21 protein-coding genes are annotated in these 24,585 nt (G+C 60.4%); 6 read left to right on the top strand and 15 right to left on the bottom strand.

The window, feature by feature from the left end:
• Position 1 precedes the first annotated feature (1 nt).
• From CHC01_RS20310 to CHC01_RS20280, 7 genes are all read right to left on the bottom strand, one after another.
• On the bottom strand, positions 2-1,573 hold the full coding sequence (locus CHC01_RS20310; RefSeq protein ID WP_176454649.1) for a hydantoinase B/oxoprolinase family protein: 1,572 nt from the start codon (positions 1,571-1,573) through the stop codon (positions 2-4).
• Positions 1,570-3,570 carry a hydantoinase/oxoprolinase family protein gene (locus CHC01_RS20305; RefSeq protein ID WP_089266037.1) on the bottom strand — a complete coding sequence of 667 codons (2,001 nt, stop codon included), beginning with the start codon at positions 3,568-3,570 and terminating at the stop codon, positions 1,570-1,572. The genes CHC01_RS20310 and CHC01_RS20305 overlap by 4 nt, the downstream gene beginning before the upstream one ends.
• Before the next feature lie 74 nt (positions 3,571-3,644).
• Complete coding sequence (locus tag CHC01_RS20300; protein WP_089266269.1) at positions 3,645-5,252, bottom strand: ABC transporter substrate-binding protein; 1,608 nt, start codon at positions 5,250-5,252, stop codon at positions 3,645-3,647.
• Between the two features lie 347 nt (positions 5,253-5,599).
• The gene (gene pdxR / locus CHC01_RS20295) at positions 5,600-7,075 is read right to left on the bottom strand and encodes a MocR-like pyridoxine biosynthesis transcription factor PdxR (RefSeq protein ID WP_244558440.1); all 1,476 of its coding nucleotides are present in this window, start codon (positions 7,073-7,075) and stop codon (positions 5,600-5,602) included.
• A 404-nt stretch (positions 7,076-7,479) separates the two neighbouring features.
• Complete coding sequence (locus CHC01_RS20290; RefSeq protein WP_089266035.1) at positions 7,480-8,586, bottom strand: ABC-type transport auxiliary lipoprotein family protein; 1,107 nt, start codon at positions 8,584-8,586, stop codon at positions 7,480-7,482.
• 1 nt (position 8,587) lies between these two features.
• A complete protein-coding gene (locus tag CHC01_RS20285) occupies positions 8,588-9,367 on the bottom strand; it encodes an ABC transporter ATP-binding protein (protein WP_089266034.1) in 780 nt (259 codons plus the stop codon).
• Positions 9,368-9,369: 2 nt separating this feature from the next.
• Positions 9,370-10,506, bottom strand: a complete 1,137-nt coding sequence (locus tag CHC01_RS20280) for an ABC transporter permease (RefSeq protein ID WP_089266033.1) — start codon at positions 10,504-10,506, stop codon at positions 9,370-9,372.
• 438 nt (positions 10,507-10,944) lie between these two features.
• Between CHC01_RS20280 and CHC01_RS20275 the strand changes: the two genes are divergently transcribed.
• The 5 genes from CHC01_RS20275 (at position 10,945) to CHC01_RS20260 (ending at position 15,898) form a co-directional block, all read left to right on the top strand.
• Entirely contained in the window at positions 10,945-11,343 is a 399-nt protein-coding gene (locus tag CHC01_RS20275; protein ID WP_089266032.1) for a translational machinery protein, read from the top strand.
• A 75-nt stretch (positions 11,344-11,418) separates the two neighbouring features.
• The gene (locus tag CHC01_RS20270; protein WP_176454664.1) at positions 11,419-13,821 is read left to right on the top strand and encodes a phosphoketolase family protein; all 2,403 of its coding nucleotides are present in this window, start codon (positions 11,419-11,421) and stop codon (positions 13,819-13,821) included.
• 9 nt (positions 13,822-13,830) lie between these two features.
• Positions 13,831-15,030 carry an acetate/propionate family kinase gene (locus CHC01_RS20265; protein WP_089266031.1) on the top strand — a complete coding sequence of 400 codons (1,200 nt, stop codon included), beginning with the start codon at positions 13,831-13,833 and terminating at the stop codon, positions 15,028-15,030.
• A gap of 75 nt (positions 15,031-15,105) precedes the next feature.
• Entirely contained in the window at positions 15,106-15,330 is a 225-nt protein-coding gene (locus CHC01_RS31975) for a hypothetical protein (protein WP_141137133.1), read from the top strand.
• Positions 15,331-15,355: 25 nt separating this feature from the next.
• Positions 15,356-15,898: a GNAT family N-acetyltransferase gene (locus CHC01_RS20260; RefSeq protein WP_089266030.1), complete on the top strand. Its 543-nt coding sequence runs from the start codon at positions 15,356-15,358 to the stop codon at positions 15,896-15,898.
• 131 nt (positions 15,899-16,029) lie between these two features.
• Here the strand turns inward: CHC01_RS20260 and CHC01_RS20255 are convergent, their stop codons facing one another.
• From CHC01_RS20255 to CHC01_RS20225, 7 genes are all read right to left on the bottom strand, one after another.
• Positions 16,030-16,773 (bottom strand): ABC transporter ATP-binding protein, encoded by a 744-nt coding sequence (locus tag CHC01_RS20255; RefSeq protein WP_374725616.1) that lies wholly within the window; start codon positions 16,771-16,773, stop codon positions 16,030-16,032.
• Positions 16,724-17,458 (bottom strand): ABC transporter ATP-binding protein, encoded by a 735-nt coding sequence (locus CHC01_RS20250; RefSeq protein ID WP_089266029.1) that lies wholly within the window; start codon positions 17,456-17,458, stop codon positions 16,724-16,726. The genes CHC01_RS20255 and CHC01_RS20250 overlap by 50 nt, the downstream gene beginning before the upstream one ends.
• A 2-nt stretch (positions 17,459-17,460) precedes the next feature.
• Complete coding sequence (locus tag CHC01_RS20245; protein ID WP_244558474.1) at positions 17,461-18,483, bottom strand: branched-chain amino acid ABC transporter permease; 1,023 nt, start codon at positions 18,481-18,483, stop codon at positions 17,461-17,463.
• A gap of 80 nt (positions 18,484-18,563) precedes the next feature.
• Positions 18,564-19,784, bottom strand: a complete 1,221-nt coding sequence (locus tag CHC01_RS20240) for a substrate-binding protein (RefSeq protein WP_089266027.1) — start codon at positions 19,782-19,784, stop codon at positions 18,564-18,566.
• Positions 19,785-19,788: 4 nt separating this feature from the next.
• Positions 19,789-20,646 carry a branched-chain amino acid ABC transporter permease gene (locus CHC01_RS20235; RefSeq protein WP_089266026.1) on the bottom strand — a complete coding sequence of 286 codons (858 nt, stop codon included), beginning with the start codon at positions 20,644-20,646 and terminating at the stop codon, positions 19,789-19,791.
• A gap of 35 nt (positions 20,647-20,681) precedes the next feature.
• Positions 20,682-22,196: an amidase gene (locus tag CHC01_RS20230; protein ID WP_089266025.1), complete on the bottom strand. Its 1,515-nt coding sequence runs from the start codon at positions 22,194-22,196 to the stop codon at positions 20,682-20,684.
• Positions 22,197-22,363: 167 nt separating this feature from the next.
• On the bottom strand, positions 22,364-23,545 hold the full coding sequence (locus tag CHC01_RS20225) for a substrate-binding domain-containing protein (protein ID WP_089266024.1): 1,182 nt from the start codon (positions 23,543-23,545) through the stop codon (positions 22,364-22,366).
• Positions 23,546-23,718: 173 nt separating this feature from the next.
• On the opposite strand from CHC01_RS20225, the gene CHC01_RS20220 reads away from it, so the two are divergent.
• Positions 23,719-24,156 (top strand): MarR family winged helix-turn-helix transcriptional regulator, encoded by a 438-nt coding sequence (locus CHC01_RS20220; protein ID WP_175366344.1) that lies wholly within the window; start codon positions 23,719-23,721, stop codon positions 24,154-24,156.
• A gap of 25 nt (positions 24,157-24,181) precedes the next feature.
• Here the strand turns inward: CHC01_RS20220 and CHC01_RS20215 are convergent, their stop codons facing one another.
• A complete protein-coding gene (locus tag CHC01_RS20215) occupies positions 24,182-24,568 on the bottom strand; it encodes a RidA family protein (RefSeq protein ID WP_089266022.1) in 387 nt (128 codons plus the stop codon).
• Positions 24,569-24,585: the final 17 nt, after the last annotated feature.

The raw sequence follows: 24,585 nt of genomic DNA, 5'->3' as shown, positions 1-24,585 counted from the left end.
ATCACGCGTGGCCATAGCCGCCGCCGCCGCACATCTCGATGGTGATGACATCGTCCCGTTGCAGCACGAGGTTCGACTTGCCCTCAACGTCGATTACCTCGCCGCCGCGCGTGAGCGTGAGGCGCGCGGTCTTGCCGGGTGCGCCGCCCTTCAAACCGAACGGGGGAATAATCTTGCGCTCGACACAACTGGTCAGATGCATGCTGGGGGCAAGGATGCGGTAGCTGCGCACGACACCGTCGCCGCCCGGATAGGCGCCTGCCCCGCCGGAGCCCCAGCGGATCGCCTGCTGCTCGACGCGAATATTGTAGTTGGCCTCGATGGCCTCGGCCGGCGTGTTGGAGGTGTTGGTCAGGTGCACGCGGGTTGCGGCGCAGCCGGCGCGATTGTGCCGCGCACCCTCGCCGCCGGCATGGACCTCGTACAGCATCTTCCAGGAGCCATCCTGCCGCGGCTCGGCGAAAGAGAGCATGCCGGACGTGGTGGCGCCGCCCGACGACAGCCGCTCCGGTATCACATCCTGCATGGCCAGGAAGATCGCATCGACGATGCGCAGCGACGTCTCGTGATTGCCGGCCGCCACCGGCGCGGTGAGACCGGGTTCGAAGATCGAGCCCGGCCGGGTGATGATGGTGAGCGGACGCAACGCGCCACCATTCTGCTGCATATCGCGCCCGCTCATGATACGCGCGCTATAGGCCACCGCAGATTTCGCGATGAAGGACGTGGTGTTACAGAAATTCGAGACCCGGTCGCAACTGCCGGACAGATCGAACGTCGCTTGGTCGCCCTTGATCGTGATCTTGACATGGATACGGGCCGGCTCGTCGCCTGGGCCGCCGTCGTCGAGGAAATCCTCCCCTTCATAGACGCCGTCAGGTAGCCCGAGAATGGCTTCGCGCATCTCGGCTTCGGAGAGATCGTGCAGCCGCGACAGCGCTGCCACAAACATTGCCTTGCCGTGCTGCTTGCACAATTCGACGATGCGCTTTTCGCCGGCCAGTGTGCAGGCGATCTGGCCGAGCAAATCGCCCTCGCAGGATTCGGGATCGCGGACATTGACCTTGAGGAACTGGACGATGGCATCGCTGACGCCTGCTGCCGTGGCGATCCTGATCGGCGGAATCCGCAGTGCTTCCTGGAAGGTATCGATAGCCTTGGCGAGATAGCTGCCCGGCCATGTGCCACCGATGTCCGGCCAATGCGCCAGGCTGACGGCGAAAGCGACGATGTCGCCCTCGAAGAACACCGGGCGCACCACCTTGACGTCGTTGAGGTGATTGCCGCCGAGCGCGCCCAGATTGTAGATCAGCACGTCGCCTTCGCTCAGCGTCGCAGCCGGCACGACTTTCAGTAATTCGCGGATCGTATAGGCCATGGCGCCGAGATGCACGGGGATGTCACGGCCCTGCCCGACCAGTTCGCCCTGCGCGTCGGTGATCGCCGAGGATAGATCGCCGGCCTCGCGCAACAGCGGTGAACGCGCCGAGCGTGTCATCACCAGACTCATCTCTTCCGCTGCGGCCGACAGGCCATGGCGGATCACTTCGACGGCAAACGGGTCGAGCTTCATGATGCCACCTTCGCGAGATAGAGATTGCCGTTGCTGTCCGGCGTCGCCTGCCATTGCGGCGGCAGCACCACGGTGGACCAGGCATCTTCGATGATCGCAGGGCCAATAATGGTGTCGGTCATCGCGCTGCGATCGATCACATCGGTCATCACATCCAGTGCGCCATCGAACGAACAGCGGCGTTTGGGAGTCGCCATGGTGCGCAGCGCCGTCTTTGGACGGCTGACTTCGGTGGTCGAGGGCTGGCGGGCCTGCGCGCGCACGGATTCAATCACGCAGCTCTCGCTGGTCGCATAGCCGAACAATTCGCGATGCTTGACGAGAAAGTCTTGCCGCAATGTATCAACATCGAGTGGCATCGTGAAAGGTACGGGGATCGCATCGGCCTGCGCGGCATAGCGCATCAGCGCGACCAGTTCGATCTGGATGGAATCGCGCGGGATCGCATTGGCGAGCAGAGGCACGAGGGTCTGCTCGACCAGCGCTTCGATACGCTGCGTGACCTTGGCCGGATCGATGCTATCCAGCGCAACGCGCAACGTCTGCTGCTGCAAGAAGCTGAAATCGGCAGTCAGACATCCCAGCGCGGAGAAGGCACTGGACGCAGCGGGCACCACGACCTCTGTGATCCCGTAGAGTTCGGCGAGACCCGCCGCATGCATCGGGCCACCACCGCCAAACGCCAGCAGCGTGCAGTCGCGACCATCGATGCCGCGCTCCACCGTCACGCGGCGTAGTGCCCGCGCCATGGTGGCATTCGCCACGCGGATGATGCCGAGCGCGGTCTCGGTAAGGCTGAGCCCGAGGCCCTGCGCGATCGGCTCGATGACGCGGGCTGCGGCATCGACGTCGATGCCGATGCGGTCGCCGAGCTTGGTTTCAGGGTTGAGATAACCGAGCAGCGCATTGGCATCGGTGATGGTCGGCTTGGTGCCGCCACGGCCATAGCAGGCCGGGCCCGGCTCGGAGCCGGCACTTTCCGGCCCGACGGTCAGACCACCTGCGCCGGCGCGCACGATGGAGCCACCGCCGGCGCCGATGGAATGCACCGCGAGCATCGGCTGACGCAGCGGGCGATCGCCAAGCATCTTGCCGTCGGCCATCTCGGCCTGGCCATCGACGATCAGACAGACATCGGTTGTTGTGCCGCCCATATCGAAAGTGAGCACGCGGGATTTCTTGAGCTGGCGCGCGATGCTGACCGAGGCCGCGACGCCGGCGGCCGGGCCGGACATCGCCATCACCAGCGGGCGGCGTTTGACGGCAGAAATCGGGATCATCGCGCCGGCGGAATGAAAGACCTGCAGGCCCGGACCGATGGGCAGACGCTCTTCAAGCTCGCTCAGATATTCCACTGCAATCGGCATTGCCGCTGCATTGAACGCCGTCGACGACGTGCGCTCATATTCGCGCGCCTCAGGATTGATCTCATGCGATAGCGAGACATGCGGCACGATGGCCTTCAACCGCTCGGCCAGCATCTGCTCGTGGACAGGATTGGCATAGGCATGCAGCAGCGAGACGGCGACGCTTTCCACGCCGGTCTCCTTCAGCCAGGCGATCAGGCGCTCGATTTCGGCTTCGGCCAGTGGCTTCAGCACCTGACCCTCGTGATCGAGGCGCTCGTCGAGCGCGAAGCACAGCTCACGCGGCACCAGCGCCTTGGCCTTTGGCGCGATATCCAGGCGATAGAGATCGCGGCGGCGATATCGTGCGATCTCAAGAACGTCCTCGAACCCCTTCGTCGCGATCAACGCAATCCTGGGCAGGCGTTCCTCGACAATTGCATTGGTGATCCGGGTGGTGCCGTGAATGAAGCGCTTCACGTCGCTCTTGCGCAGACCAACAGCCTCGATGGCTTCGAGCATCGCCTGCACCGGCGCGTGCGGGCGCGACGGCACCTTCGCGATCCGCGTCTCTGACGTGTCGCGCCGGATGGCGATGATATCGGTGAAGGTGCCACCGATGTCGGTTCCGATTTCCCAGATATTCGTCACGCGCGTTGGTCCCGCTTTCGTTCAGGGCCGGCGATGCAGCACAAGGGCTACATCGCCGGGTCGTTCGTCTTCGCTTACTTGCGGGCGAGATCGCGGAAATCGACCTGACGGTGGAACCAGTAGGTGTAGCCGTCGAGCTGCGGGATCATCACGGCGTCCTGATTGGCCTGCCACAGCAGAACCAGCGGCACTTCCTTGACGTATTCCGCGATCATCTGCTTGCCCATCTCGTCATACTTGGCCTGATCCTGCTCGAACCGAGCCTGATTGGCCAGTTTCACCACCAGCTCGTCATTCCAGGAGCTGTAATTCCAGCGCTGGTTACCGGTGAAGAAATTGCGGAAGAAGTAATCGGTGGTCGGCAGCCAGGCGGTGGAACCTTCGGTGAAGAACGGCAGCTTCTTCTCGGTGATCTGCGTCGACATCTGCGAGTCCGGCAGCTTCTGCACGTCGACCTCAATGTTGAGCTTCGCCAGCGCCTCCTTCAGCAGCGCCGCCATCGGCTCGGTGACGGCGGCGGAGCCGACATTGATGCTGAAAGTGGTCTTGAAGCCGTTCGGAAAGCCGGCGTCGGTCAGCAGCTGCTTGGCCTTGGCCATATCGGTCTTCGCCGGCATCGGCTGCGGGAAATCGCCATTCGGCGGCGACGTCCACGATGCACCGAATAGCGGAAAGCCACGTTTGAAGATTGCTGCGCTGAACATGTCGTTATAGGGCAGCGCCATGGCGATGGCCTGACGGACCTTGAGATTGTCGAACGGCGCCATCTGCGTGTTGAAGGCAATCATGGTGAAGCCGTTGGTCTGCGGTGACGACTCCACCTTGACCTTGCCGCGCTGCTGCAGCGACGGCACGTCGCTGGCCTGCAGATCGATGGCGATGTCGGCATCGCCCTTCTCGATCAGATTGGCTCGCGTGGCGGGATCGCCGATGGTCTGTTCGATGACGCGCTTGAAGTAAGGCAGCTTGCCGTCACGGCCGCTCTTCCAGTTGTCGTTACGCTTCAGGATCAACTGTTCACCCGGCTTGAACATCTCAACCGTATAGGCGCCGGAACCGGCGGTATTAGTCTTCAGCCATTCCTGCGCCCAGGGATCCTCGGCGGTCGCGTGCTGCTTCGCGAGCTTGCTGTTGAAGATCGGCGCCAGCGGCGTGGCGAGATTGGCCAGCGCCAGACGATCCGCCTTGGGTAGTGTTACAGTGATCGTACGATCATCGACAATTGCGAACTGCTCGGCCTTGGTCAGCGATCCCGTGCCCATTTGCCCTGCGGCAATGGATTTGGCCGTGACGGCACGATCGAGCGACCATTTCACGTCTTCTGCAGTGACGGGCGTACCATCGTGCCACTTGGTATCGCGCAGCTTGAAGGTGATCTTCAATCCGTCCGGGCTGACCTCATAGCTTTCGGCCAGTTCGCCGCGGATCTTGCTGCGATCGAACACCCAGACGCCGTTCTCGTCGCGCTTGCGATCGAAGGCCACAAGGCGGTCATAGATGCTGGTCGAGACGCCAAAGGCCTCACGTGTCGCACCCGGGGTGGTCGGGTCCAGCGTCGGGATATTGTTGCCAGTCACCTGACGCAGCGTCTCGGCCCGCGTCTGCGCCTGTGCCGCCGCTGGCGTGAGCGCCATCAGCAGCACGCTGCCCGTCAATCTCAACAAACGCCCGCGATCAGCCATCATCTGCCACCGTCCCCTGTCGAACCTCGTTCTGCAAAATCTTGGCGCATCGCGCGCATCGGGATAGAGCCAGACTCGCTGGAAACGACTAGGCCAGATTGCCGGACGCAGGGTAACGCACGAGCGAGGCGCCAAGGTGCTTTGTTACAGTGCAAGCGCTGCACGCAAATGCAGCAACGATCTCATCGACGCGCCTATCCGCTCAGATGCAGGACGTGCGGCGGTTGTCGCGCTATCGATGGCTCGACGAGATCGCACCTACGCGGCGGCAAGGGAGCTATCCCGCCGAAGATTGATCAATTCGCGGGCGCGTGACCACTGCCGGGAAACGCATATGGCGGATCGGATTATTTTTTCGCTGCAGATGGCTTCACACCGAGAATCTGCGCCATTTTCGCGATCAGGCGCGTCGCATCGGTGGGCTTGAGGCTGCCGTAGCCCAATACGAGGCCGGCATAGATCGGCGTCTCCAGATGGTTCTGCGATAGCGGCTGCACGTGGAGACCCGCCTGCTTCAACAACCGTGCCGCCTCCACATCGCTCATCCGCGCCTTCAGGCGCTCGGTGAACAGAGCAACGAGATGAAGACCGGTTGCGCAGGGAGCGACGGTGAGATCATCAGGCAAATACTGACGGATCGCATCCATCAGGGCCTTCTGCCGCTCCGCATAGACTTTTCGCATGCGGCGGAGATGGCGCAGCAGATGGCCCTCGCGCATGAATTCGGCGAGCGCGCGCTGGCCGATGCCGGAACTGTGCACGTCGATACGCGCACGGCCCTTGGTGAAGATCTCGACGAAGCGCTCCGGCGCGACGATATAGCCCAGGCGCAAGCTCGGCATCATGATCTTGGAGAAGGTGCCGAGATAGATCACGCGCTGCTCGCGGTCGAGCGACTTCAGCGACGCGATCATACTGTCCTGATGCCGGAACTCGGAATTGTAGTCGTCCTCGACAATCCAGACATCGTTGCGATTGGCCCAGTCAAGCAATTCCAGCCTCCGCTCGAGCCCCATGCTGACGCCGAGCGGATATTGATGCGACGGCGTCACCACGATCAGCTTCGCATTCGGCGCGCGGCGAATGCCCTCGGTGACGCACAGCCCCTTGTCGTCCACCGGTATCGGCACCAGTTTACCGCCCGCCGCTGTCAGCGACCACTGCGCCTCGACGAAGCCGGGTTCCTCCACCCAGACTTCGTCGCCATGATCGAGGATCATGCGGCTGCACAGGTCGAGCGCGCTGGAAGTGCCCGAGGTCACGACGATCTGCTCGGGCGTGCAGACGAGACCACGTACCGCGCCGAGGAAGTCCGCGATCTCGCGCCGAAGCTCGGGAAGCCCGGCGGGGGACAAATCGAGGCATACCTCCTTGTCGGGGTGCAGCGACGTCTGACGCAGCAACCGAGCCCAGTCGCCGAACGGAAAGGTCGAGATATCGGGCGCACCGGGGCTGAAATCGGACGCCCAATTAGTCTCGTAGGTGAAGCCAATCAGCGACTGCCAGCGCTGAGAGATGGGACCGGCGATACGAGACGTATCCGCAGACGCGCCCGCCGGCGATGCCGCGTTGCGGCTGACTGCGGCGACCGAGACACCGCCGCGCGGCATCGATTCCAGATAGCCTTCGGCATAGAGGATGTCCCAGGCACTCAGCACCACCATGCGCGAGCAACCGAGCTCGCGCGCAATCTCCCGCGAGCCGAGAAACTGGGTGCCCGCCGGCAGCGTCCCGTGCAGAATCCCGTCGCGCATCTGCGCCGCGATTTGCTGGGGCAATGCCACTGACGAAGCCCGGTCGAGACGGATGCCCGCCAGCGACATCCGCCTCCTCTGGCCAGTGGAATTCTGCATGCGAAACGGGGCCCGGACAAACGATCAAGATGAATGCGACCGAACAAGTAGCAGCACGGAAGGCTGGACGTCCACATCGCCCGTACAACCCCGATGGCCGAGCTCGCCAGGCGCCCTGCACACGGGTTGAGATCGGAGCCAAGACGCTTCCAGCACGTTAAAATCTCGATCGCAATACAGGCTCACGCAATACGCGAGATCCGGACCTCTACCTCAGCTCTTCGAAGAGATCCGGAGCCTGGAGGCATCGGGCGTATCAGCGATCTGCAATCACGGCCTGCACCAACGGCACCCCCTCCACAAGGGCTCGGATTTACGAATGAAGGTCCGCTTTGCGCCAAAAGCGGACAAGCCAACCATTGCTGATTCCGAAGTCAGAAACTCTGGGTAGTCCAAGAGACGAGCTCTTTGGCAAGGCTTGAGAAAGCGGAGTCGAAAGCCCGAACGGTTCCTGGTGCATCCAGCTTTTCGATCCTCTGGCTCTGGCGAAATATCCGTGAAGCCATGACCTTTCCATCCTTGTCCAAAATCTTTGTAGACAACTCAATCTCTGCCGCAGGCGTTTCATCGGGCCCAACGTCAAATCGTCTGACATCAATCAAAAGCTGATAATCGGGCTGAACGCCGTCCAGCGGCCGCGTGGGTGCATGCGTTACGTCGTAGTTTTCAAAACTCTCCAAGATCTTGGCCTGGATGAGCTTGGGAATGCTGTCTGCCCACTGCGCATCGGGGAAGGCCGCCGTGTCCTTGGGCTGCGAAAACAAGAATCGTTGCGTCTGCAAAAGGACGACAGCTGTTGGCTCGGGTATCGCGAACTGCCCCTTAAGTATTTTGGTTGGTGCCGGGAAATCAACAGCAGCGTGAAGATTATAGGTCACCTTAGATACCGGAGAAGCGCCGCCGCCGGTCATTCGCTCCAGACCGCTGACAATTCCGTCGAGCTTTCCAGTGTTGCGAGCGAGTCCTTCTGAGAACACTTGAAGATTGGAGATCGTGCTTTTGAGCGGCGCGGCATTGTCCGCCAGAACGCCGTCGACCCGCCCAAGGGCATCGCGTGCCGCTTGTGTCATACTGCGGCCAGCGCCGGGTTCGGCTACCAGCATCGTCACGGGAGCGGAATTCGTCAACACTTTACCTCCCTCCAATGCGATTACCGGCACCCCCGTCAGTCCCTGGAAGTCCAATCCCACCTTTGTGTCACTGCGAACGGGAGTGGTGTTCACAACCGAGATGCTTGCATTGACGCGACTGGGGCTATCGGCCGCCAAATCGAGACGCGTCACCTCCCCTACGCGAATGCCGTTAAAGAGCACCGCGGCACCCACCAGCAGACCCGGCACAGAGCCGTCGAACTGAATCTGATAGGCAGTCCGCGGACCTGAATTTCCGGTGCTATGCAGCCAGAATATAAAGCCGAACACCGCAGCGATAGCTGCGAGAACGAATGCGCCGACGATGACGAAAGGAGCGCGCGTTTCCATATCAAATCGCCTTTGGTTGGAGCATGAGGGAGCGCTTGCCATGGAAATAAGCCTTAACCCATGGATGCTCGGATCGAAGCAGCTCGCTCATCGGTCCGATCGTGACGATTTTTCCATCAGCCAGGGCCGCAACGCGATCACAAACGGTGTTCAGACTGGCGAGATCGTGCGTGACCATGAAGACCGTCAGTCCCAGGGTCTTCTGCAACGTCTTGATCAGCGTGTCGAAATCGCCCGCCGCGATAGGATCAAGGCCGGAAGTCGGTTCATCGAGAAAGACGATGGCCGGATCCAGCGCCAATGCGCGTGCAAGCGCGACTCGCTTTGTCATGCCGCCGGAAAGCTCTGATGGAAACTTAGCACCGTCCTCAGGTGCGAGACCCACCATTTCAAGCTTGGCATTCGCAATCTCGGCCATGAGTTCGTCCGAGAGCGTTGCATTCTCACGAAGCGGAAACTCGACGTTCTGCAATGCCGTAAGTGACGAGAACAGTGCTCCCTGCTGAAACAGCACTCCCCATTTTGCAGCGACATCCCTTGTCCGGCGCCCGGGCGTCAGACCGATATCGCTCCCCATGACCTCGATCTTTCCGCTATTCCGCTCAATCAAACCAATCACGGTCCGCATCAGCACCGATTTCCCGCCACCGGAGGCACCGACAAGCCCCAGGATTTCGCCGCGCCGAACATCGAGTGAAAGACGATCGATGACGATATGGCGGCCGAAACCGACAACTAGGTCCTCAACATGGATGGCAACATGCGTGTCTGTCTCCTGCATCGCTACATTCCTATCGATGCGAAGAACACCGCGAATAGTCCGTCGAGAACGATGACGAGAAAGATCGATTTCACGACAGACGTCGTTGTTTGTTTGCCTAGGGATTCAGCGCTACCTTTCACGCGAAGCCCCTCGCTACACGCGACGATCCCGATCACCAGCGCCATGAATGGCGCCTTGATGATGCCCACTTCGAAATGCGTCACCGAAATCGCCTCATGTAGCCGGGCTATAAATGTTACCGGCGACATCCCCCCATAAAACCAGGCGACGAGGCCTCCCCCGTAAAGCGCCGCCACCGCCCCTACAAAGGCTAGGATCGGCAATGCGACGATCAACGCGACGACGCGAGGCAGGATCAGCACATCGACCGGATCAAGACCCATCGTCGATAGAGCATCAATCTCCTCGCGCATCTTCATTGAGCCCAGTTCAGCGGTGTAGGCGCTCCCGGATCTTCCGGCGACCATGATTGCAACGATCAGAACCCCCAGTTCACGCAACACCAGGATCCCGACCATATCGACCACATAAGCCTCCGCGCCGAACTTGCGGAAGTGGAAGATGCCTTGCTGCGCGATAATGGCGCCGATCAGAAATGTAATCAGCACCACGATTGGAAGCGCCTGCCAGCCGACCCGATAGATCTGATAAACCAGTGATGTCAGCCGAAACGATCTCGGACGTCGAAGCACACCGACAGCGGCCAGACAAATCGCGCCGAGCATTTGAAGGAAAGTCGACAGATCTAGAACTGCCGCCAGCGCCGCCCGACCTAGCATTTCGAATCTGTCGGCGATGGAGTTACGCTCTGTGGGACCCGGATTGCGTCGTCGATTGACCTGTCTTAATTCCTCGATCAGATCGATATAATCTTCTGCAGCTCCCACAATGTGCGCGCGTTGGCCGCCGCTGGCCAAATGTCGCGATAATCGCTCGATCAGCCAAGCGCCCAACGTGTCGAGCTCCCGGACGCCGGACATGTTCACGGTTACCGACCGTGCCCGCGCGAGCTGCGGCGCTATGCTGGCAGATAGTTGCTCCAGAGTTGCCGCATTGACGACGGTCCAACTTCCTGTTGGGCGTAATTCGAGCTCATCGCCACTGGCGCTGGCTATCAGCAAAGGTGCACTCATCACGACGATCTCCTGCGCTTATGCCAAAATAGGCCAGTGGAGGTGCCATCGAGCGTCGTCAGCAGGACGACACGCGGGTTGAAGTGGAGGCCACATGTTGGGTGACACGGATCGCCCTCGCATCATACAAATAAGTTCCTTCTGCATGATCACCGGAACGAAACTCCGTTTATCGTCGGCTTATAACTTATCTTCGGAACTTCCGCCGCTCTGGCGGTTTGGATGAAGTGAACGAGGTCATCACACGCGTTTTGGTCTTTTTCAATTAGATCGTTTCTGACGTGACGGCTGTTTGACGTATGTCAAACGGCCGCTCGCCGTTTGCCGTACTGTTCTGCGACGATATTTCGCAACAGCAAGCATGTACCTCGCTTCTGCAGAGGATAACACGGCTGCAAGAGCAAGTTAGACGCGAAAGCAAATCGCAAACAGGGAAACAGGATGCATCATTATCATGCGGTCGTTTGGATCGACCATCGCGAAGCGAAGATATTCCATGTCGGCCTCACCGGGACAGATCAACTCGATCTCCATCCGACATTCGAGACACGCCACATTCATCACAAGGCCAACGAAATCGGAAGCGGTCATGTCCACGAAGACAAGGGGCTGATGAAAGACGTGGCGGGCGCGGTGAGTGATGCCGGTGAGATTCTGATCATTGGTCCGGCGCAGGCGAAAACCGAACTGGCGACCTATCTGCGAGCGCATACGCATATCGGCAGCCGCATTGTCGGCGTCGAGGCCGTTGACCATCCCACCGATGGCCAAATCGTCGCTTACGCAAAGAAACACTTCAAGATCGGTACATTGCACGGCGACTCGCCCGCAAGCCGCTGAAATTTACGGCAAAGCTATTGCGAATATTGGCGGCAATATTTGCCGCTGCGCGGCGACTGGATCAAGGTGCAGCATATGCCACGTTATGGAGAAGCTTTCCTCAGTACCGGCGAGGTGCAATTGATTGATCGCTATTGGCGCGCCGCAAATTACCTGTCGGTGGGTCAGATATATCTGCTCGACAACGCCCTGCTGCGCGAGCCGTTGCGCAAGGACCACATCAAGCCCCGGCTGCTCGGCCATTGGGGAACCACGCCTGGGCTAAACTTCATCTACGCGCACCTGAATCGCGTTATTCGAACCCACGACCTCGACATGATCTATATCTGCGGCCCCGGCCATGGCGGCCCGGGGATGGTAGCAAATACATATCTGGAGGGTACCTATAGCGAGGTCTATCCGGACATTACCCAGGACGAAGACGGACTGCAGAAACTGTTTCGACAGTTCTCGTTTCCGGGAGGCATTCCCAGTCATGCGGCTCCAGAAACTCCCGGTTCCATCCATGAAGGCGGCGAACTCGGCTATGCGCTGGTGCACGCCTATGGCGCGGCCCTCGACAATCCCGACCTGATCGTCACCTGTGTCGTCGGAGACGGAGAAGCGGAGACAGGCCCCCTCGCCGCGTCATGGCACTCCAACAAGTTCTTGAGCCCGACGCATGACGGCGCGGTGTTGCCCATTCTTCATCTCAACGGTTACAAAATTGCCAATCCGACTGTGATGGGGCGAATGAGCGACGACGAAATACGCCATCTGTTTCATGGTTACGGTCATGAGCCGATGTTCGTCGAGGGCAGCGATCCCGCCATGATGCACCCGCTGATGGCACACACGCTGGAGCGCGCCATCGACAGGATTCGTGCGATCCAGGCTTCCGCTCGTGACGGTCGCGCAATGGTGGATCGGCCGAAATGGCCCATGATCGTCATGCGCAGTCCAAAGGGCTGGACTGGCCCAAAGGAAGTCGATGGCCTGAAGGTCGAAGGTTTCTGGCGCGCTCACCAAGTACCGATTGTCAACCCGCGCGGCAATCCCGAACATCTCAAGTTGCTCGAAGAATGGATGCGCGGCTACCGGATCGATGATCTGTTCGACAACGCCGGTCGGCTGCTACCTGAGTTGCAGGCTCTGGCGCCGCAGGGGCGCCGGCGCATGGGAGCCAATCCCCATGCCAACGGCGGTTTGCTGAAGCGCGAGCTGAAGCTGCCTGACTTCCGCGCCTACGCCCTCGATGTTCCCCATCCCGGCGGAACCGAAGGCGAAGCAACGCGCGTGATGGGGCAATTCCTGCGCGACGTCATCAAGCTGAACGCCGATGCGCGCAACTTCCGCATCATGGGTCCAGATGAAACAGCGTCGAACCGGCTAGACGCCGTATTTGACGTGACCGAGCGCGTCTGGATGGAGGGCATCGAGCCGTACGATGTCCATCTCGCCCAGGACGGCCGGGTGATGGAAGTGCTTAGCGAGCATCTATGTCAGGGCTGGCTGGAAGGCTATCTGCTGACCGGACGCCACGGGCTGATGTCCTGCTATGAGGCCTTCATCCACATCGTCGATTCAATGTTCAATCAGCATGCCAAATGGCTGAAAGTGTCCCGGGCGCTGCCCTGGCGACGCCCCGTTGCCTCTCTCAATTATCTTCTGACATCCCATGTCTGGCGCCAGGACCACAACGGCTTCAGTCATCAGGATCCGGGCTTTGTCGACCTGGTCGCTAACAAGAAGGCCGACATCGTCCGGATCTACTTCCCGCCGGACGCCAACACACTGCTCTGGATCACCGATCACGTGCTTCGGACGTATGACCGCATCAACGTCATCGTTGCCGGCAAGCAACCCTCGCCGCAATGGCTCGGCATTGAGGAAGCTGCGACCCATTGCGACGCTGGGATCGGTATCTGGCCTTGGGCTGGCACCGAAGATACAGGCAGCGAACCAGACGTCGTGATGGCCTGTTGTGGCGACGTGCCTACCCTGGAAACCATGGCAGCGGTGGATCTGCTGCGTCAAGCCGTACCCGGCTTGAAGGTCCGCGTCGTCAACATCGTCGATTTGATGACGCTGCAACCCAAGACACAGCACCCGCACGGACTGGATGACCGCGACTTTGATGGCATGTTCACCCGGGACAAGCCGGTGATCTTCGCCTTTCACGGTTATCCCAACCTGATCCACCGCCTGACCTACAGCCGCGCCAACCATGCCGGCATGCATGTACACGGCTTCGAGGAGGAAGGGACGACGACCACGCCGTTCGACATGGTGGTGCTGAACCGGCTCGACCGCTTCCATCTCGCCATCGATGTCATCGAACGCGTTCCTGGCCTCGGCATCACAGCAGCGGCGATCAAGCAGCAGTTTCGCGACAAGCTGCTCGAGCACACAACTTATGTGCGCGCCCATGGCGAAGACATGCCGCAGATTCGCGATTGGAGCTGGCCAGACCACTTCACCAAGCACACCGCCGACTGAGGACAAGCGATGCCTGATGCCGTCCTTGTCGTGAATTCCGGCTCCTCAAGCATTAAGCTTGCGCTATTCGATATCGTATCAGATGGAGAGCCGAGATTGCTCTGCCGGGGGAGTCTGGACGAGCACGACGCCGAGCCCCGCCTGACGATCAAGCAAACCGACGGGGCCATTCTCTATGATCAGCATCGCAAAGTCGCGGACGGCCACGGAGAAGAACTGCTGCTTGATGCGTTGAATTGGATCGATGGCTACCTTGCCAGTGACGATCTGGTTGCAGTTGGTCATCGCGTGGTCCATGGCGGATTGGCCTTCGCAGCGCCGGTCCGATTGACGGGATCGATAGTCAATGAGCTTGAAAAGCTGACACCGATGGCGCCACTGCATCAGCCACGCTGTCTATCGCCGATACGTGCGATCATGACCGAACGGCCGGAACTGCCCCAGGTTGCCTGCTTCGACACGGCGTTCCACCACTCACTTCCCGCCTCCGCCACCCGCTTTGCCATTCCACGCCAGCTCCATGACGTCGGCATCCGCCGCTATGGATTTCACGGCCTATCATTCGAGTTCATTGCCGAACGATTCCTGGAACTCTCACCATCTCCCGACGGGAAACGATGCGTTGTCGCACATCTGGGCAGCGGCGCCAGCCTATGCGCCATGCGCGATGGCAGCAGTATCGACACCACGATGGGTTTCACGCCGCTCGACGGCTTGGTGATGGCGACCCGCTGCGGCGCCATTGATCCCGGCGTGCTCCTCTATCTACAACAACAGCGTGGAATGTCGGCAACCGACCTCGAAAACCTGCTCTATCGAGAATCCGGGCTGCTTGGAGTGTCGGGACTATCAGGCGACATGCGAGCACTGCTCGCAAGTGAAAGCCCGTATGCCTCCGAAGCCATCGATCTGTTCGTGGATTCTATCGCCAGACAATCGGCGATGATGGTCAACAGTCTTCATGGTCTGGATTGCCTGATCTTCACCGGCGGGATTGGCGAGCACGCGCAGGAAATTCGACGGCGCGTTTGCGAGCAGTTGAGCTGGTTAGGTCTCGCCCTCGATTCAGACGAAAACGATGCAGGATCCGCATGCATCAGCACTAGGCATAGCAGTGTCGAAATCCGGATCATTCCGACGAACGAGGAGTTGGTCATCGCGCGCTATTGCGTAAGGAACCTAGCTGATGGCCTCTCCGATTCAGCCTAGGACACCGTCTCCTTCAAACTACCGAGAGACATTCGACGGGCTACCCGTCTGCACCATATAACCAACGAGGTCCCCATGATAAATCTTGAAACATACGCGCATGGCATCAGGGAAGCTCTGGACGAATGCCACGAGCACATGTCGCCTATGGAAGCTGGCGAACTGCAGATCGGCAAGCGCGCCACCGGTGGCGACTGGCAGGACATAACGGCCGAGACAGTCGATCGGCACAAGAAGATGATCACCACTTACGAAGGTATTCTGAAGGTACTCTCTGCCAAGCTGCAGGGCGGTTTTTAATGCAGGATCAGGCCACGAGCCACACATGAACGCGGTCGGTGGATCAACTCGTCCTTACCCGGTCGAATGGGAGCGACATCTCGTTCTCAATTCTGACTGGAGAATTTTTACGCGGCCGATCACGGCGGCGGATGAACCTTCGGTTCTGACGCTTCTCTCTCGCGTCAACAGGGGCGATCTCAGGCTTCGCTTCTTTGGTGCCATCAAGGAATTCTCCCACCCGTTTCTTGTAAGCTTGACGCAGATTGATTACGCTAAGGCCATGGCATTCATCGCGTTCGATGAGGCGAGCCAGGAGCCGCTTGGCGTCGTCAGAATGCATCGCAAAGAAGACGGCGTTTCCGGTGAATATGCCATCCTCCTTCAATCGGACCTCAAAGGCAGAGGGCTCGGTTGGGCTTTGATGCAGTTGATTATTGAGTATTCCCGCTCCGAAGGGCTTAAACAGATCGTTGGCCAAATCATGCGCGAAAACACGATCATGCTTCAAATGTGCAGAGAGCTGGGTTTCGAAGTCATGGCCGACACAGAAGATCACGGAATTTATGATGTCACTTTAAACCTCTGAGTAAACGGAGCGGCTGCAACTCGGCATCAGAAGCATTTCATGATGATGTCCGCTTTGCGCCAAACGCGGACATTATTCACCCTGCAACGAAGGCTGCAAAAAGAAGTAGGTGCCAACGATCTCGCTTGGTTCTAAGGCGCCAAATACTGCAACAATCGTGGATCGTCGCGAATCTCGCCGGCCGAACCTGTCAGCGCAACCCGGCCGCGATCCAGCACGTAAGCGCGGCTCGCGACCCGAAGCGCGAGATCCAGATGCTGCTCGACGATGACGACGGCAATGTCCTTCGCCAGCAGGATCAGGCGCTCGGTAATTTCCTCGATGACACCGATCCAGACGCCCTCAGTCGGCTCATCCAGCAGCAGGATTTTGGGATCGGACAGCATGGCGCGCCCGATCGCCAGCATCTTGCGCTCACCGCCGGACAATGTGCCGGCAAACTGATCGAGCCGCTGGCCGAGCTTGGGGAAAATCTCCAGCACGCGGTTGACTGCCCCGCTGTCGCGATTGGTCAGCGCGCCGACGGCGAGATTGTCCCGCACCGAGAGTTTCGCGAACACCGAATGTTCCTGCGGGACATAGCCGACGCCGCGGCGGATGCGCTGCTCGGTCGGCAGTTTGCCGACATCGCGGCCATCGAGGCTCACCGCACCGCCGAGCACCGGCAACTCACCGACAATAGCCTTCATCAGCGTGGTTTTGCCGGCACCGTTGCGGCCGAGAATGGCGACGCCGCCGCGCCACGGCACGCTGAGCGTAACGCCGAACAGCACCTGGCTGCGGCCGTAACCGGCGTCGAGCGACTGGATATCGAGGAATTTATCGTCAGGCACGGCGGAGATAGACCTCCTGGACTCTGGGGCACGACTGCACATGCTGCACCGAGCCGGTCTGCAGGATTTGGCCCTGATCCAGCACCGTGAGGCGGTCGCAGATATCGCGGATGAAATCGAGATCGTGCTCGACGATGACGAGCGAACAGCGCGCCTTGATCGGCTGCAGCAATTCGCCGGTGACGCGCCGCTCTTCCAGACTCATGCCGCCGGTCGGCTCGTCGAGCAGCAGGAGCTTGGGCTCGGGCGCCAGCGCCATGGCGATCTCAAGCCATTGCTGCTGGCCGTGAGACAGAGCGGATGCCGGTTCGTGGGCGCGATCGACGAGGCGAAACTGTTCGAGCATCGCCATGACTTTGTCGTGCAGCACGCCGCGGGTGCGCGACAGCGCGAGATTGAGCAGCGATGTCTGCGCCTGCAATGCCAGCAGGATGTTGTCGTAGAGCGTCAGAGCCGGCAGCACGCTGGTGATCTGGAATTTCAGGCTCATGCCGGCACGGGCGCGCTCCGCCGGCGAGGCCTGCGTGATATCGTGGCCGCCGAAAGTGACGGTGCCTTGCGTCGGTGTCTCGGCGCCGGCGATACACTTCATTAACGTGCTCTTGCCGGAGCCATTGGGACCTATCAGTCCGTGAAACTCATTGTGGGCGATGGTAAGATCGGCGCCGTTCAGCGCCGTGAGCTTGCCGAATATCTTGATGAGGCCTTTTGCTTCCAGAAGCGCCATGACTATCGCTTCCCCGGACGGCCGAAGCTGCCGACGCGCTCGCGCTCTGACAACAACAGGCTGACCAGTCCTGCGGGCCGGAATAGGATGACCAGCAGCAGCAATACGCCAAGAATGATCGGCCAGATGTCCTGATAGCTGTTCGACAGCCAGAAGCTGACAGCCTCAATGACGACCGTGCCGATCACAGCACCGATCAGTGTGCCGGAGCCGCCGAACAACACATAGAGTACCACCTGGGTGGAAATCACGACGCCCAGCATGTTGGGCCAGACGAAGCCTTCGTGAAACGCATAGAGACTGCCGGCGAGCCCCGCGATAGCCCCGCTCAGCGAGAAGATGATCGCCTTGAGGTGCTGCACTTTGTAGCCGAAGAAGGCGATGCGCTGTTCGTTCTCGCGCAGGCCGGCCAGCGCGAGGCCGAATTGCGAGCGCATCAGGAAACGACAGAGCAGATAGACCACGATCAGGAAGCCGATGGCCATGTAGTAATAGGCCGGTCCCTCTGTGAGCTCATAGCTGCCAATTGTCATCGGCGGGATCGAGGGAATGCCGTTCTGGCCACCGAGATAATACCACCCCCGCGCCAGACGATCGCAGGCATAAGAGCCGGTCAGCGTGCCCAGTGCCACGAAGATGACGCTGGCGGGATGGCGACCAAGCAGCAGAAAGCCGCCGAGCAGCAACGCAAAGGCAAAGCCGATCAGAAGGCCGGCGGGCAGCACCAGCAGGATGGACGTAATGCCGAGATCGCGCGCCAGCAGCGCCACGCCATACCCGGCAGAGCCGAAAAACACGGCCTGGCCGAAACTCATGATGCCGGCATAGCCCCAGACCAGATCGAACGACAGCGCAAACAGGCAGAGGATCAGCACGCGCGTGGCGTAGACGGTGAGATAGTCCTGCAGCACCAGCGGCAGCAGCAGGCCAATGACCAGCACTGCGATCTCGATCATCGGCAGCACGCGCCATTGGCGCGATGCGCTGATGCCTCGCGTCGGAGATACGGCAGAGAGTGGCGTCATCTCGGTCATCAGGTCGCCGGCATGAGAGAAAGAGAAGCGGGAGTGATATCGGTCACTCCCGCGAGGTTCGGATTATCGACTCAGCATTCCTTGGGATCGACGAGACCGGCGCTGCGCGCGACGACTTCATACTTTCCGCCCTTGGCCACCGCCGTGTACATCTTCATCTTGCAGTGCCGCTGACCGGGGACCATCTCGGCCGGACCGCCCGGGCCTTCGGCGATCTTGGCATGGTCGAGCGCCTTGGCAACCGCATCACGATCGACACTGCCGGCTTCCTTGACGGCCGCCTCCCACAGTTTCAGGCTGCGATAGGTGCCGGTCGCGGCGCTGCCAGCCGCAAACAGGAAGTTGCCGGGAAACTGCTTCTCATAGGCGGCTTGCAGCTTGGCGCTGAACGGATCTTCCGGCGTCAGCGCCTTGAAGTAATCGAGGCAGCTTGCGAGGCCCTCGATTTCGGCCGGCTGATTGATGCTGAGCGTGTTCTCGTCATAGTAGACGCAGGCGAGCCGCCCGCCATTCTTGAGGAATCCCGCTTCGGAGAGCTGCTTGAAGAATGGCCCGACACCTGGCGGAATGACGGTGTTGAAGACGACATCCACCTTGTTCGAAATGATGCGGTTCACGGTCGACGAAAAGTCGATCTGGTCGAGCGGGTAATACTCCTCAAACACGACCTCGCCGCCATTGGCCTCGATCACCTTGCGTGCATAGACGTTCAACGTATGCGGCCAGACATAATTGGCACTGGGCAGCGCAAACTTCTTGCCGCCATTCTTGATCAGCCAGGGGATGAATTCATCGCATTGCTGCGCCGGCGTCGGTCCGGTGCAGAACAGATAGGGCGTGCATTCCTTGCCCTCATAGAGCTGCGGATAAATATAGAGCGTCTTGCCGCGCGAGACGATGACGTCCTTGATGGCGTTGCGCATCGACGAGGTAATGCCACCGATGACCAGATCGACCTTTTCGCGCTGGATCAGCTTACGGACATTGCCGACCGCGACGGATTCATTGGACGCGGTGTCCTCGATATACAGCTCCAGCGGCCGGCCCAGCAGGCCGCCGGCATCGTTGATGTCCTTGATCACCATCCTGGCCACATTGGCGTCAGCATTGCCGGCATAGCCCATCGGCCCGGTCAGATCGGTACCGACGCCGACCTTGATCGGTCCGGCAGCCGCGTTGGCCCAGTCCGGCCGGATCACCCAACTGCCGACACCAGTGGCGATGGCCGTACCGAACAGCGCCGCATTGCCGAGAAAGCGGCGACGGCTGAGAGTGTTGGCGTCTTGAGACATTGGACTAAACCCCTTTTCCTGCAACGAGGCCCTGCGGCCGGAATTTGATGAAGATGATGGCGAGCACAAATACGGCGACATCGGCGATAACGGGCGAGATCACCCAAGGCAGCGCCGCACTCAGCGTGCCGATCAGGCCGGCGCCGGCGACCGGACCTGCAAAAGAGCCGATGCCGCCGACCATGACGGCGACGAAGCCCTGAATCAGAAAGCGAATGCCGAGATCGGCGAACAGCGTGAACACCGGGACGATCAGCGCACCGGCCAGTCCCGCCAATGCCGCGCCGAACGCGAAAGTCGCACCATAGATTGCGTTGGTCGAAATGCCGGAGGCCCGCGCCAGCGCCGGGTTCTCCAGCGAAGCGCGGATGCGCAGGCCGAACGCAGTGCGCGCCAGAAGCAGATAGCTCCCTGCCATCACCAGCGCGGTGATCACGATGATCACCAGACGCCAGGTTGAGAAATGCATGCCGCCGATGGCCACCGAGCCGCCGACCGGCTCCGGCACCGAGAGATACAGCCCACCGATCAGGCCGCGCACGATCTCGCGAATGATCAGTCCGAGCGCATAGGTACCGAGCATGGCGACGATCGGCGCAGCATAGAAGCGCCGGACGATCAGCCGCTCGAGCACGAAGCCCAGTGCGCCGACAACAAATGGTGCCGCGACCATACCGAGCCACACCGGCAAACCCGCGGTGTGAACAATGTAGGTGACATAGGCCCCGAGCAGAACAAACTCGCCCTGCGCGAAATTGAAGATGCCCATCATGCTGGCGATGATCCCCAGCCCCAGCACGACCAGCACGACGATCGCCCCGAAACTGGCGATCTCGAAGACCGCCATGATCAGATTATCCATGCGTGATCACCGATCCTCGCTTCTGCATGGATGCCTCACATCGTCTTCCAATCGGCGGACTGCTCGAAGGCATGAGCCGCGCGATAGATGGTCATCTCGTCGAAATGCTTGCCGACCAGCATCAGCCCGACGGGCAGACCATCGACCATGCCGCAGGGAATCGACATCGCCGGGTGATGCGAGATATCGAACGGCGAGGTGTTGGAGATCATCTCGAAGGCACGGCCGACGACTTCTTCACGCGGCGCGCCGGGACCCGGCAGCGGCGTCGCCTTCATCGGCGTGGTCGGCATCAGCAACAGATCATAGCTCGCCAGCGCCTTGTCATAGGCAGCCGTGACGCGACGCGAGATGTTCAGCGCCTTACCGTAGAAGCGTGGTCCGAAATTATTGTTGATATAGGTGCCGAACAGCAGCAGCAGCTTGGTGGTTTCGGACAGCGAATCCGCCTGCCCGCGCCAGCCGCGATGGGCGTCCATCAGCGACGTCGAATAGAGATCCGACCGACTGAGGCCATAGCCGTCGCCCACCATCATGGTCTGCGTCATGCCTTCGGTGCCGATCGGGGTCCACACCGCCGCCGCGGTGAGATGCATCGGGATCGAGATCGTCTCCACTGTCGCGCCGAGATCGGCGAAGCGCTTGGCGGCTTCGCGAACGCTACGGTTGACCGCGTCCTCGGCGCCGAGCTGCTCGAAACCTTCCTTGACGATGGCGATCTTCATGCCCTTGACACCGGCGCCGAGCGCCTTGGTGTATTCCGGCACTTCCGGCGACTTGATCCGCGGATCATAACCGTCATCGCCGGCAAGCACTTCCAGCAACAGCGCATTGTCGGCGACATTGGATGTCATCGGGCCGGTGTGATCGACGAAAATCTCGATCGGCATGATGCCCGTATAAGGCACCAGACCCCAGGTCGGCTTCATGCCATAGGTGCCGGAGAAGGACGACGGCATGCGGATGGAGCCGCCCTGATCGCCGCCGATTGCCATGTCGACTTCGCCAAGCGCCACGACAACGGCGCTGCCGGACGAAGACCCGCCGGCGGAATAGCCCATCTTGTGCGGGTTATGCACGTTACCCGTCGAATTGGTGTGGCTGCCGCCGGACATGCAGAAGGATTCGCAATGCACCTTGCCCATGATCTCGGCGCCGGCATCCAGCATGCGCGTGACGATGGTAGCGTCGAAATCCGGCACATAGCCTTCCAGCGTGGAGGAGCCGTTCATCATCGGCACACCGGCCAGCATGATGTTGTCCTTCAGCGCGACGGTCTTGCCCTTGAGCTTGCCGCTGGGCGCACCCTTCACCACCGACTTGCGATACCAGGCGTTGCGCGTGTTCTCTTCCGGCGCGGGCCGATAGCCAGGTGTACGCGGATATTTCACTTCGGGTACTTCGTCGGGCATCGCCGCCACGACGTTGTAGGCATCGACGGATCCCTGCATCAGCGCGCGGAACGAGGTGACGTCCTCATCGGACAGCGCGAGGCCGCACTGATCGGCGACGGCGAGGAGTTGATCGGGAGTGGGAAGTGAAACGGCCACGATGATTTCTCCTGATATCCACGATGCAACCGGCGCGGTATTTCTTCGGGGATGCCCACACCGAAAAGGCGACGACGGTGTCGCCTTTCACGCATCATTAGAAAGAGAAATATTTTCCTTTTCAAGTATTATTTTTCGGGATCGTCCTGATCGGGTCTGCGACTGACCTAGAATGTCCGGATGAGCCTGAAATCCAGACCGTCTGCTTCGGCAAGATAGATCGGCATTTTCGCCCGCCCGCCGCGCATGCTGACCTCACCGCGGGCGCCGTGATAGGCCACGCTGGACGCCGCGTTCAGCATCGGCCGGACGTCGAATGAGCCCGCCTTGGTCGCCACGGATTCGAGAAACCTAAGCCCCTCGTAATTCGACTGCGCGACCGATCCCGGCACAGGCGCACAGCGTCCGAACGATGCTTCATATTGCGCACGGAATGCATCATTCGCCGCCGACGCACGGTCGACGAAATAGCCCGATGCACAATAGAGCCCCTCGGAGCTATCCGCGCCCATGCCGAGCAGCAGCGTTTCATCCATGGCCCCCGCCAGTCGGAGAGCCTTCGACGAGAGACCATGTTCGGCGAAGGCGCGGTTGAACACGATGCTGTCGGTGCCGATCAGCGAGATGACCACGACATCCGGCTTGGCGGCCCGGATACGGGCGATCTGGGCATCGTGATTCTGCTCGCCAAGCGCAACGAATTCCTCACCCACCACGCGCCCTCCGGCGCCGGCGATGTATGTCTTGGTGGCCTTGTGGGCCAGCCACGGCCAGACGTAATCGCTGCCGATCAGATACCAGCGCTTCGCCTTCTTTTCATTCGCCAGCCATTCGATGGCCGGGCGCGACTGATCGCGCGGCGTCTCGCCGATCGCCATCACGCCGGGCGTGCGTTCTCCGCCTTCATAGACAGGCGTATAGATATAGGGCACGCGCCCGGCGATCACCTTGCGCAACGCGACGCGGACCGCGCTGATATGCGAGCCCATGATGACATCGACATCGCCAGCCGCGATCATGTCGGCTGCCGTGCGGACAACGCCATCGATATCGCCGCCGGCGTCATGAAACACCGGCTCGATCTCGCGCCCGAGAATGCCGCCGCGCCGATTGATCTCCGATGCCGCGAGCATCATGCTATTGGTGCCCGCCAGGCCCCAGATCCCGGCCGGGCCGGACAGGCCGATAAAATTGACGACGCGCAGCTTTTCGCGATTGCGACGCCGCGGAAACAGATCGGGACGTGCAATCGCGTCACGACCTTCCCCGCTGTCCTGAAAGCCCTTCAGCAACCATGGCGCCGGCATCGGCAGCGCGCCGGTTGTTGCAATCTGCAGTGACGAGAGCATGTCGCTCTCCTTTCGACGTTGTCAGCGGCGGTGCGGCGTCAATTTATCGGCAGTAAAATCGTGCGAAAGAAAATATCGTAGAGGAAAATATTGAATATTCAACGATTCCCGTGCATATGGATCAGGCAAAGTCGCTTAATATTCATCACCCCTTCCAGCAAAGTCTCCCAGCCGTGGCCAAATCGCCGAGCACGCCCATCACCGAACACCTCGCTTATCTGCTGGCGCAGGCGAACCGGGAGATTAATCGCCAGCTCGATGCTCGCTTCAAGAAGGAAGGCGTGCCGGTCGAACAGTGGCGCATTCTGAAAGTGCTGTCTGACGGTAAGGGCCACTCCATGGGCGACCTCGCCGATGCGGTTCTGCTGAATCATCCGACCCTGACCAAGATGGTCGATAGGATGGTGTCTGATGCACTGGTCTACCGGGTGCAGGACCCCGACGACCGCCGCAAGGTGGTGATGTTCATATCCGACCGCGGCAAGACACTGACCCAGCGGCTGAACTCGCTGGCGCTGAGCCAGGAAGCCCATATCGCCGAGAACTACGGCAACAAGGCAACGGCCGACCTGAAGCGCCTGCTGGAAAGCCTGATCGAAAAGGCGAACTAGGTTTTCCATCTCTTCGCACCGACCATTATCTGGGCCGTCGACAAACTAGGTCGATTTCGATCAGAGCGTCATAAGCGAGGCCCGTGACGCCGACACAGGTCCGCGCCGGCAAACGATCCGGCGGAAAATAGCTGCGATAGGTCTCGTTCATCGCCACGTAGTCGCGCTTGAATTCGGTGAGATAGATCCGCGTCATGGTGATGTGCTCGAAGCCGAGATCGAGCCCCGCGAGCACCACGCGCAGATTTTCCATCACCGCTTCGGTCTGTGCCACGATGCCATCGGGCAGCACGCCCGGCATTGCCGGCGTGTCCGGCATCTGCCCGGTGACGAACACGAAGCCGTCGGCCTCCACAGCATGGCTGAACGGCGCGACCGGCTTCGGCCCGCCGGAGATCATGTGAAATTGCAACAGCGCGTCTCCTGGAC

The organism is Tardiphaga sp. OK246, from assembly GCF_900188215.1.
Lineage (GTDB): Bacteria > Pseudomonadota > Alphaproteobacteria > Rhizobiales > Xanthobacteraceae > Tardiphaga > Tardiphaga robiniae.
This window is presented reverse-complemented; position numbering and strand designations above follow the sequence as displayed.